Genomic DNA, 10354 nt, shown 5'->3' on the forward strand with positions numbered 1-10354 from the left:
CATTCAGCCGTTGGCTCATTGGCCTTGGCGGATGGTGTCCGCCGAGCGCTGACCATTGACCCTGCCCTTGAGCACGCTGACGCTGCCGGATGCCACGGGCGCCGGCCAGCGCATGCTTGCCCCCGGCAGCACATAGCCCAGCAGGCCTTCAGCCAGTGGCTTGCTTTGGCGGCCTTGCTGCACGACCACATCGGTCAGCCGCGCATGTACCGGGCCCGTGTTACGCAGTTCAATGTAGGGCTTGCCTTGCACCGTCACCGGGCGCCAACTGAGCTGCGGCTTGCCCACCCCCTCGGCGTTGCGTTTGCCTTCAGGGTCGGCCTTGGCCCACAGCCCCTCGCCATAGACAAACAGCGGCACCGAATAGCGCATCTGCAAACGAATGGCCGCCGTCGCGCCAGGCTCAGCCTTGTCGACCGGGATGGCGGGCGGAATCTCGTCGATGATGATGCGGTAGGCCTGCTCCTGGCCGGCGGGTGAAGGGCCGGTACGGGTCAGGCGGATCAACTGCTTCTGCCCGGGAGCGATGTTGGCGACCGGCGGGCTGCCGATAATCTCGCGCTGCGCCTGGAACTGCTCCTTATAATCACCCTGACGCCAGGCGAATACCCGCACCTGCAGGTTTGCCGGTGCAGTGCCACGGTTTTCCAGCCACAACGCACCTGCCTTCTGGTCGGCCTCCAGCACCGGGTCGATCGGCCAGATCAGCACCGAAGTGGCCGCCCAGGCCGGCAGGCTTGCCAGCGACAACAATCCAGTCAATCCACGCGTCCACTTCGCGCCTGCCCGCATGCAGCTCTCCTTAGACACTTGTCATGGGTGGCACTGGCAGTTACCAGGTCACCGTCACTTGCACCACATCGGTGTAAGTCCCTGCCGGCTGCGTGCCGGTCAGTTGGACTCGCCCGTAGACCGGTAGCTTGATCGCCGTCGGGTCGGAATAGCTCACCGCCACGCTCTGGCCGATGCCCAAAGCCTGGGTATAGGCCGCGTCCCGGTACAACTGGTAGGCCAGCACTTGCGCACCACTGGTGCGCTTCAGGTTGCGTGTGCCACTGGCACTGTTTTGCCCGCCGTCCAGGCTCATGCCCATGGCCACGCCCGGCGTGCACTGGAACGTCACGGTAGAACCCCCCAGGGATGTGCTGAGCAGCCCCGTGGACAGCGCCGACTGCGAGCCATAATCGAGCGTGCCGTAACTGGTGACACCGCCTACCACCAGGCACCCGGCGACAACCTGCGCCGTCACCGTGAAGGTACTGGTGGTCACTGCCCCCAACGGGGCGGTCAACAACATGCTGACGCCAGTCAGGCCTCCTGCCAGCCAGCCGCGCATGGATCAGAACGACAGCTCGACCGAGATCGTGTCGCTGTAGACCCCGGCAGGCAGGCCCGCCTTGCCGACGGCCTTGCCGTAAAGGTTGACCGTTTGAGCGGCGCCGGTACTGGTCGGCAGGGTGATGGTGTCGTCGACCGCCAGCAACGCCGTACGCCCAGCGTCGGTATAGAGGTCATACGGTACAAAGTTGCCAGAACCATCGGCGAGCGCTCGGGTGCCACCGCTCGACTGGCCATCATGCAGGCCTGCACTCACTTTGATCACAGGCACCGTACCTGCAGAGCACAGGATGCTCATGGCGGCTCCCCCGCCTCCCAGCACCTGGGCATCGGCGGTGGCGAACAAGGCATCCTGGGTACCGAAGTCCAAGGCACCGAAGTCAAGCCCCGACGTGCCCGACGAGCCATTGACCTGGCACGCCGCAGTCAGTGTCAGGGTCGAGCTGATACTCCCCGTAACCGTGGCCGCCTGGGCCTGGGAAGCCAACGCCAGGCCCAGGCCTGCGAGGACGCAATATGAAAGGTTCGTTCGCATCGGAGTCTCCTTGCGGGGTTACCAGTCCAGGGTCACTCTGAGGGTGTCGCGGTAAAGCCCGGCCGGTAGCGCTCGTGGTTGCGCCACTACCACACCGTAGATGGGAATCGGTACTTGCTGGCTGCTGCTGATGGTGAAGGCCCGTGCCTGGCCGACGCCGTAGCGGCTGTTGCCGCCTGGGTCGACCGCCAACTGGTATGGAATCAGTTCACGGCCGTTGCTCAGGCGGCGTATGCCATCGTCGCCATTGAGGCCACCATTGATACGCACGTTGAAGGCCCGAACTTCAGGCGTGCAACTGATCTGCAAGCTGCCCTCACCGCCCACTTCGTCCACTTGGCTGCGCAACGGCTGGTCCCAGTTCGGACCGCGCTCGCCAAAGTCCATTACGCCTGGGTCACCCAGCACAGCCGGTTGCGTCTCGTTGCTGCTGATCTGGCAAGACGCGCTGATCACCAGCCGTGCCTGGATGAAACCGGTGGTGCTGCCATGCACCGCACCGCCGGGGATCAGCAGCGGGCCGAGGGTGAGCAACAGGATCGAAGTGCGGCTCATGGCATGGCGTCCTTGTGCATGGTGGCGTCACTACCAGGTAACGGTGACTTTGAGCAGGTCGGCGTAAGCCCCTGCTTCCGGCACCCAGGCCAATTTGTCGATACGTGCGTACAGCGGCAATTCAACCGAACCACTGCCCGGCACACGCGCCGACAGGGCTACCCCCACCGCCAGCGGCTCACGCCAGGCAGCGTCACGGTACAAGCGATAAGGAATGGGCCGCGCCAGGCGGTCGTGGCTGGCCAGATAGCGCAGCTCGCCGACGCCACCATGCTGGCCACCATCGACGCGCACCTGATAGGGCGTATCCGGGTTGCACTCGAGCCGCGGCGGGCGCTGGCTCAGCAGCACGCCGCTCAAGGGCGCACCAGGGCCATCCAGGCGCGCCGTCGCACCTAGGTCGATTCGCCCCAGGGCCTGGGCTCCCGCATCGCGGGGCTGGTTGACCAGCATGCAGCCACGTTGCACCAGCACCCGAACTTCCACGAGAAAATCCGCAGCCACGGTACTGCCGCTGAACAACAGGCCGAACAGCGCGGCCAGCATGCGCTCCGCCACCTTGTTATCCTTGTCGAGGTGTCTTGAACTGAGCGTAGCAGCGAGGCAGTGCAGCCGAAGTAGCGCTAAGCCATTTTTTTGTATTAGCGACAAAGCGATACCGTGGTAGCAAAAAAAGCCTGTGTCGCACAGAACCCGCGGCCAACCCGTGCCTCCAATGGCCAGGAGCCGGTAAATTCACCGGGATTCTGTTAGGGTGAATCGTACTCGTCCTGCGCCAGACACCTGTGCCGTACACGGACGGACATGACAGGAGCTTTTTCAATCATGACTGCAGACAACTCACTGGCAGACGCCATGGAGCGCTGTGCCCAGGAACCGATCCAGGTTCCGGGCAGCATCCAGCCTCACGGCTTTCTGCTGGTGCTGGATGCCACCGACCTGTGCGTGCTGCAGGCCAGTGAAAATGTCGAGCACTGGTTGGGCTTGCCAGCCCGTGAACTGATCGGTTGTCACTTCTCCGACCTGGTTCACGATGGCTTTGACCTGCACGCACACCTCTCACGGCTTCCCGAAGATGAGGTCTTCCCATTCCACATTGGCGACGTGTGCTTGCGCCAGGGCGCACCCGTCAGTGCCCTGCTGCATGTGCTGGTCCATTGCCACGACCAGGTGCTGATTGCCGAGTTCGAACCACCTCGCCTGCCAGCAGACCTGGCCGGGCAAGGTGACTATTACCCGTTGGTCCGCAGCTTTGTCGCCAGTCTGCAACTGGCCAGCAGTATCGAAGACCTGCTGCAGCAAACGGTGTTGCAGCTCAAGCGCATCACCGGCTTTGGGCGGGTCAAGGCGTACCGTTTCGATGCCGAAGGCAACGGCCAGGTGCTGGCTGAGGTAGCCGACCCGGGCTACCCCAGCTACGCGGGCCTGTGCTTCCCGGCTGCAGACATCCCGCGCCAGGCGCGCGAGCTGTACCGGGTCAACCGCATCCGTGTGATCGAGGATGCCAACTATCACCCCTCGCCACTGCTGCCCGCTATCAACCCGCGCACCGGCAAGGCGCTGGACATGAGTTTCGCTGCACTGCGCAGCGTGTCGCCCGTGCACCTGCAGTACATGCGCAACATGGGCACGCTCGCCTCGATGTCACTGTCGATCGTGGTCGACGGCGAGCTGTGGGGGCTGATTTCCTGTCACCATCAGCAGCCACGCCCGGTGGACCTGCGCACCCGCACGGCTTGCGAGCTGTTGGCCAGCGTGCTGTCGTTGCAGGTAGAGTCCCGCGAGTCCCATACCAGCACGCGCAAGCTGTTGGCGCTGCGCCAACACATCGTACGCATGATCTCGTCCATGGCCGACCACGACAGTGTCAGTGATGGCTTGCGCGACCTGCCCCACGTGCTGCTGGCCTTTGCCGACGCCCAGGGCGCGGCGGTGATCTCGGCCGAGCGCTGTGACCTGATCGGCCAGACTCCGCCTGAGGCCCAGGTGACCGCGCTGGTGCACTGGCTTGGCCAACGTGACGAAGACAGCGTGTTCCATAGCGACAACCTGCGCCGCGACATCACTGAGCTACCCGAGCTGGCAAACCATGCTGGCGGGGTGCTGGCAGTGGCCATCTCGCAGATCCACTCGCACTACCTGCTGTGGTTCCGCCCCGAGCAGATACGCACGGTCAACTGGGCCGGCCAGCCGACCAAGCAGGTCGGGCCACAGGGCAACCTCGACCCACGGCACAGCTTTGAACGCTGGCAGGAAGAACTGCGCGGCTATTGCCAGGCGTGGGACCCACTGGTGATCGAGGGCGTGATGGAACTGCGCACCGCTGTGCTGGGCATTGTCCTGCGCAAGGCCGAAGAACTGGCACAGCTGGCTGGCGAGTTGCGCCGTTCCAACAAGGAGCTCGAAGCGTTTTCCTACAGTGTTTCCCACGACCTGCGCGCACCGCTTCGGCACATCGCCGGCTATACCGAACTGCTTGGCGAAATCGAAGGCGAGGGCCTGAGCGAACGCGGCAAGCGCTTCCTGCAGCATATCGGTGAAGCGGCGCACTTTGCCGGTAGCCTGGTCGACAACCTGCTCAACTTCTCGCAGATGGGCCGCTCGGCATTGCGCCTGTCAGACGTCGACCTAAACGCCCTGGTCGAGGCCATTCGCAGCGAGCTGGCCCCCGATTACGAAGGCCGCGCAATCGTTTGGGACATCGCGCCGCTGCCCAAGGTGATCGGCGACCCGGCATTCATCAACATGGCCTTGCACAACCTGATAGCCAATGCCATCAAGTACACCCGCGGCCGCAACCCTGCTCGCATCGGCATCAGTGCCGTACAGCACCCCGGCGAAACCGAGGTCTGCATCCGCGACAATGGCGTGGGCTTCGACATGGCCTACGCCAACAAGCTGTTCGGCGTCTTCCAGCGCCTGCACCGCATGGAAGATTTCGAAGGCACCGGCATTGGCCTGGCGAGCGTACGCCGCATCATCGAGCGCCATGACGGTCGAGTCTGGGCCACTGGCCAGATCGACCAGGGCGCCAGCTTCCACTTCACCCTACCCCGAAACACTGCTACCTGAGGCATCGCTACCATCATGCTCAAGCCCATTCTGCTGGTCGAAGACAACCCCCGAGACCTGGAGCTGACCCTGCTGGCCCTGGAGCGCAGCCAGTTGGCCAACGAGGTCATCGTGCTGCGTGACGGCGCCGATGCGCTCGACTACTTGCTGCGCCGCAACGCCTATGCCAAGCGCGACGACGGCAACCCTGCCGTGCTGCTACTCGACCTGAAACTGCCCAAGGTCGACGGCCTGGAAGTGCTCAAGGAAGTGCGCGCCACTGCCGAACTGCGCAGCATCCCCACCGTGATGCTGACCTCCTCGCGCGAAGAGCCCGACCTGTTGCGTGCCTACGAGCTGGGGGTAAACGCTTATGTGGTCAAACCGGTGGAGTTCAAGGAATTCGTCGCCGCCATCTCCGACCTCGGAGTATTCTGGGCAGTGCTAAACGAACCGCCACCCGGCTCACTGCGACTGAACCGTCGCGGTAGCAACTGAGGCCGCCGCGACGATGCAGCAAACGCCGTTGAAACTACTGATGGTAGAAGACAGCTCGATGGACGCCGAGCTTACCCTGATGCGCCTGGAGCGCAGCGGGCTGCATGTACAGTCGCAGCTGGTGTTCGACCATGCGGGTGTCGAACATGCCCTGCGCCAAGCCCGCTACGACCTGATCTTGTGTGATTGCGTACTACCAGGCTCGTCCGGCACCGAAGTGCTGGCCATCGCCCAACGCCTGGCACCCGACATCCCGTTCATATTCCTGTCCGGCATTTACGGTGAAGAGCACGCGGTGGAAATGATCCGCCTGGGCGCGACCGACTATGTGTTGAAGAAGAACCTGCCACTGCTGCCCAAAGCCGTGCGCCGAGCCCTGAGCGAAGTGCAGGAACGCCAGCGCCGTCGCCGCGCCGAAGAGGCCTTGGCGGACGTCGAAGCACGTGCTCGCATTGCCATCGACGCTGCCGGCATGGGCACCTGGGACCTGCGCCCGCAAGAGGGCCTGCTGCTGTGGGATGACCGCTGCAAGACCTTGTTCGGCCTGCCCACCAGCACCGAAATGAGCCTTGAAGTGTTCTACGCCGGCATCTACCCCGACGACCTGCCACTGGTGCGCGAGGCGGTGGAACATGCCATGCGCCCGGAAAGTGACGGTCATTACCGCGTGGAGTTTCGGATCGCCCAACCCAATGGCCTGGAGCCACGCTGGCTGCTGAGCAGCGGCCAGACCCAGTTCGTCGATGATCAGTGCGTTCGCTTCTCAGGCGTACTGCAGGACATCCACGCGCAACGCCAGGCCACCCAGGCGCTGCGTCAGCTGAACGAGATGCTCGGCGAGCGGGTCGAGCGCCGTACCCGCGAACGCGACCGCGCCTGGGAGCTGTCGCAAGATTTGCTCGCCGTGCTGAACAAAGACCTGACCCCGGTCGCACTGAACCCCGCCTGGGAAGCCAGCCTGGGTTTCTCACGCGAACGCCTGAGCCAGTCGTCCTTGCTGCACCTGCTGCCTGAGCAGGACCAGGAACAGTTACTCACCGAACTGGCCGCCCTGTCCCATGGCCGCACCAGCGCACGCTTTGTCGGTCGCATCCTGCATGCCGGCGGCCAACAGCGCTGGCTGTCGTGGGTGGTGGTGCCGGAGGACACCCTGCTGTACGTGGTGGCACGCGACATCACCAGCGAGCGCGAAGCCGCCCTGGGCCTGGCAGATGCCAACGCCCGGTTGCGCGAACAGATCAACGAGCGCGAGCGCATCGAGGCCGCTCTGCAGCAGATGCAGCGGCTGGAAGCGGTCGGGCAACTGACGGCTGGCGTGGCGCATGACTTCAATAACCTGCTGACAGTGATACTCACCGGTGCCAGCTTTCTGGAGCGCGATCTGGCCAAGGCCGACCTGGACAAGGCCCGCACTCGCCTCACCCATATCCGCGAAGCGGGCGAGCGTGGTGCCAAGCTGACCTCGCAGTTGCTGGCCTTCTCCCGCCGCCAGCGTCTGGAGCCGGTGCCGCTGAACCTCAACCGTACCCTGGCCGGCCTGGAAGAACTGCTGCGCCGCACCCTGGGTGGCAACGTCTCGGTGCGTCTGGACCTTGACCTGGCCCTGTGGCAGGCACTGACCGACCCCACCCAGACCGAGATGATCATCCTCAACCTGGCGATCAATGCCCGCGACGCCATGCCCAACGGCGGCCAGCTGACCCTGACAACACGCAACACCCATATCGACAAGCGCCCGCAACGCCCGGAAGACCCGGACCCGGGCGAGTACGTGATGCTGAGCATCCGCGATACGGGTTGCGGCATGAGCGAAGAGGTGCTGGCCAAGGTTTTCGAGCCTTTCTTTACCACCAAGGACATCGGTAAAGGCTCGGGCCTGGGCCTGGCCCAGGTATTCGGCTTCGCCAAGCAGTCCGGTGGCGGCGTGCGCATCGACACCACACTCGGTCGCGGTACCGAAGTGGCGGTATACCTGCCAGCGGTAAAAGAGGAGATGGTGAACGAACCCGTGGCAGCCGCGCTCAGTCAGTCGATCAGCGAAAGCGGCCATAACCGCACGGTGCTACTGGTGGACGACGACCACCTGGTGCGCGACATGCTTGGCGATGTGTTACGCCAATACGGCTACCAGGTGCGCCAGGCGCACAGCGGCGAGCAGGCATTGGCCTTGCTGGATGACGATATTGACCTGCTGCTGACTGATTTCGCCATGCCCGAGTTCAACGGCGCACAACTGGCGCTGGCGGCCCGCGAACGGTACCCCCACGTGCCGGTGGTGTTTCTTACAGGTTATGCGGAGTTGCAGGGGCTGGAACTGCCGGGCAGCCTGGTGATCCAGAAGCCGGTGCAGGCTGATGAACTGGCCAGGGCGCTGAACGAAATGCTGGGGATTGCCGGGTAATCCGGTACGGCACGAACCGCGCTCAGGAGGCGCGGTGGCGCGCAAAACCACACAAACGCGAAAACCCAGCGCTCATCTTTCCTGGCACTGGGTGAAGTACGTTTGAATCTGAAAAATGGCAGGGGCGGCTGGATTCGAACCAACGCATGGCAGGATCAAAACCTGCTGCCTTACCGCTTGGCGACGCCCCTGTATCGGATGCAGCGTTTGCTGCCCTGACAATTCCAAGTGAGTGACAACTGGGTTGTTGTCTTGGAATGCGCGGCACTTTAACAACAAACTTTCGGTCTGTGAACCCCCCTGATAAAAAAAATTGCCAAAAAACAGCGAGTTAGTCATTTCGGCTCTGGTGCAGCGACCGTCCGTCGGTTTCCGCCTGCCTCGCTTCAACACAATCGCATTCCGCACTTCCAATCAGATAAGCCCATTGCATTGACCAAGGAGGACCCCATGCCTGTCTCTCACGACCTCTACCAGGACCTGCACTACCCGCGTGAAATCGTCCAGCAGCGCCGCCAGCAGGACAAGGCGCTGGACCGCCTGCTGGACGAATACGTGGACATCGACAACCAGGTGCTGGCTGCCGAATCGATTTCGGCCGGTAACTTCGTCGACGAAGACCTGCGCCACCTCAAGGAGCGTCGCCTGGCGGTGAAGTACATGATCGAGCGCCAGCTGGAGCGCAAGGCATAGCCCGTACAGGTACAACAGGCGGTCAGACCTATCGCAAGAAGTGATGATTGCCCGGCACTTTCTCTATTAGTCAAAATGGCCGCCCTCGGGCAAGCTGCAGGCTGCCCCACCATCGCCCAAGGAGCGTTGCTTTTGTCTGCCTGGATCCCTACCCCGCTGCGCCAGCTTGGCCAACGGTTGCGCGGCACCGCCAATCAACAGAGCGAGCTGCTCGGCTGGTTCGAGGACAAGGCGCACAGCCGCGGTTATCAGCTGAGTGACGGTCAGCGGCGGGTAATTCACTGCATGGCCGAACAACTGAAGCAGCTTGAACAGGGCCAACCGCGCAGCCTGTACCTGTACGGCTCGGTCGGCCGTGGTAAAAGCTGGCTGCTCGATGGCTTTTTCCAGGCCGTGCCGATAGCCGCCAAGCTGCGCCTGCACTTTCATGACTTCTTTGCCCGCCTGCATCTGGGCATGCATCGCCACCGGGCGTTGGACGACGCGCTGGGCGCAACGCTGGACGAACTGGTGGGCGGCTGCCGGGTGCTGTGCTTCGACGAATTCCATGTGCATGACATAGGCGATGCCATGCTGCTCACCCGGCTGTTCAACGCCTTGTTCGCCCGTGGCGTGTACCTGCTGGTGACCTCTAACTATGCGCCCGAAGGGCTGTTGCCCAACCCGCTGTATCACGAGCGTTTTCTGCCGGTCATTCGCCTGATCAACAGCTCGATGCAAGTGCTCGAAGTCGGTGGCGACACTGATTTTCGCAGCTTGCCGGCCAACCGCGAGCATCAGCGTTTTACCCAGGGCCATTATGTCTGGCCGGGTGATGCGGCGCAGCGCCAGGCGCTGAACGTGCCGAACGAGCAACCGGTGATACTGGACGTGAACAAGCGCCCGCTGCGGGCGCTGGCCGTCGATGGCCGGCGGGTGGTGCTTGGCTTTGACGATCTGTGCGAGAGGGCCACCGCGGTCATCGACTACCTGGTGCTGGCCAGGGACTATGACGAGTGGGTGATCGATGGGCTGGATGACCTCTCGGAGTGTTCGCTTGCGGCTCAGCAGCGCTTCGTCAACCTGGTGGATGTGCTGTATGACCAGGATCGGCGGGTGGTCGTGATCGGTAAACGACCGCTGGAAGAGAGCCTGGGCGGCCCACTGGCCGACCTGATGCGTACCCGCAGCCGGTTGGGGCAACTGCACCAGATTGCCCCCTGAGACTGCAGTGCCTGAACCGGCCCTTTCGCGGGTGAACCCGCTCCTACGACGGCCTGCGCCCAATCACCAATGTGTGTCCC

The 10354-nt window shown here is 63.3% G+C and carries 10 protein-coding genes and 1 tRNA gene; 5 read left to right on the top strand and 6 right to left on the bottom strand.

Annotated features, from left to right (window positions below; genetic code table 11):
- Positions 1-15: 15 nt before the first annotated feature.
- The 5 genes from ACF8GF_RS00700 to ACF8GF_RS00720 are packed head-to-tail and all read right to left on the bottom strand — an operon-like array spanning position 16 to position 2986.
- Positions 16-792, bottom strand: coding sequence for a molecular chaperone (locus tag ACF8GF_RS00700; protein WP_392487495.1), 777 nt, complete (start codon positions 790-792; stop codon positions 16-18).
- A gap of 40 nt (positions 793-832) precedes the next feature.
- Entirely contained in the window at positions 833-1336 is a 504-nt protein-coding gene (locus ACF8GF_RS00705; protein ID WP_392487496.1) for a spore coat U domain-containing protein, read from the bottom strand.
- Between the two features lie 3 nt (positions 1337-1339).
- Complete coding sequence (locus ACF8GF_RS00710; RefSeq protein ID WP_176683915.1) at positions 1340-1873, bottom strand: spore coat U domain-containing protein; 534 nt, start codon at positions 1871-1873, stop codon at positions 1340-1342.
- Positions 1874-1891: 18 nt separating this feature from the next.
- The gene (locus ACF8GF_RS00715; protein WP_176683916.1) at positions 1892-2428 is read right to left on the bottom strand and encodes a spore coat U domain-containing protein; all 537 of its coding nucleotides are present in this window, start codon (positions 2426-2428) and stop codon (positions 1892-1894) included.
- Between the two features lie 30 nt (positions 2429-2458).
- The gene (locus ACF8GF_RS00720) at positions 2459-2986 is read right to left on the bottom strand and encodes a spore coat U domain-containing protein (RefSeq protein WP_176683917.1); all 528 of its coding nucleotides are present in this window, start codon (positions 2984-2986) and stop codon (positions 2459-2461) included.
- A gap of 267 nt (positions 2987-3253) precedes the next feature.
- On the opposite strand from ACF8GF_RS00720, the gene ACF8GF_RS00725 reads away from it, so the two are divergent.
- The 3 genes from ACF8GF_RS00725 to ACF8GF_RS00735 are packed head-to-tail and all read left to right on the top strand — an operon-like array spanning position 3254 to position 8378.
- Entirely contained in the window at positions 3254-5500 is a 2247-nt protein-coding gene (locus ACF8GF_RS00725) for an ATP-binding protein (RefSeq protein ID WP_392487497.1), read from the top strand.
- Between the two features lie 15 nt (positions 5501-5515).
- Positions 5516-5977 carry a response regulator gene (locus ACF8GF_RS00730; protein ID WP_176683919.1) on the top strand — a complete coding sequence of 154 codons (462 nt, stop codon included), beginning with the start codon at positions 5516-5518 and terminating at the stop codon, positions 5975-5977.
- A 13-nt stretch (positions 5978-5990) separates the two neighbouring features.
- Positions 5991-8378, top strand: a complete 2388-nt coding sequence (locus ACF8GF_RS00735) for a response regulator (protein WP_392487498.1) — start codon at positions 5991-5993, stop codon at positions 8376-8378.
- Positions 8379-8494: 116 nt separating this feature from the next.
- Here the strand turns inward: ACF8GF_RS00735 and ACF8GF_RS00740 are convergent.
- Positions 8495-8569: transfer RNA gene (locus ACF8GF_RS00740), tRNA-Gln, on the bottom strand.
- A gap of 259 nt (positions 8570-8828) precedes the next feature.
- On the opposite strand from ACF8GF_RS00740, the gene ACF8GF_RS00745 reads away from it, so the two are divergent.
- Positions 8829-9071, top strand: a complete 243-nt coding sequence (locus tag ACF8GF_RS00745; RefSeq protein WP_020193386.1) for a hypothetical protein — start codon at positions 8829-8831, stop codon at positions 9069-9071.
- 132 nt (positions 9072-9203) lie between these two features.
- Positions 9204-10274 (top strand): cell division protein ZapE, encoded by a 1071-nt coding sequence (gene zapE, locus ACF8GF_RS00750; protein ID WP_392487499.1) that lies wholly within the window; start codon positions 9204-9206, stop codon positions 10272-10274.
- Positions 10275-10354: the final 80 nt, after the last annotated feature.

Source organism: Pseudomonas sp. yb_5 (assembly GCF_043103865.1).
Classification (GTDB): domain Bacteria; phylum Pseudomonadota; class Gammaproteobacteria; order Pseudomonadales; family Pseudomonadaceae; genus Aquipseudomonas; species Aquipseudomonas putida_Y.

Excerpts from the sequence above, each read along its gene's own strand:
- ACF8GF_RS00700 (WP_392487495.1), bottom strand. The coding sequence starts at position 792 with ATGCGGGCAGGCGCGAAGTGGACGCGTGGATTGACTGGATTGTTGTCG.
- ACF8GF_RS00705 (WP_392487496.1), bottom strand. The coding sequence starts at position 1,336 with ATGCGCGGCTGGCTGGCAGGAGGCCTGACTGGCGTCAGCATGTTGTTG.
- ACF8GF_RS00710 (WP_176683915.1), bottom strand. The coding sequence starts at position 1,873 with ATGCGAACGAACCTTTCATATTGCGTCCTCGCAGGCCTGGGCCTGGCG.
- ACF8GF_RS00715 (WP_176683916.1), bottom strand. The coding sequence starts at position 2,428 with ATGAGCCGCACTTCGATCCTGTTGCTCACCCTCGGCCCGCTGCTGATC.
- ACF8GF_RS00725 (WP_392487497.1), top strand. The coding sequence starts at position 3,254 with ATGACTGCAGACAACTCACTGGCAGACGCCATGGAGCGCTGTGCCCAG.
- ACF8GF_RS00730 (WP_176683919.1), top strand. The coding sequence starts at position 5,516 with ATGCTCAAGCCCATTCTGCTGGTCGAAGACAACCCCCGAGACCTGGAG.
- ACF8GF_RS00735 (WP_392487498.1), top strand. The coding sequence starts at position 5,991 with ATGCAGCAAACGCCGTTGAAACTACTGATGGTAGAAGACAGCTCGATG.
- ACF8GF_RS00745 (WP_020193386.1), top strand. The coding sequence starts at position 8,829 with ATGCCTGTCTCTCACGACCTCTACCAGGACCTGCACTACCCGCGTGAA.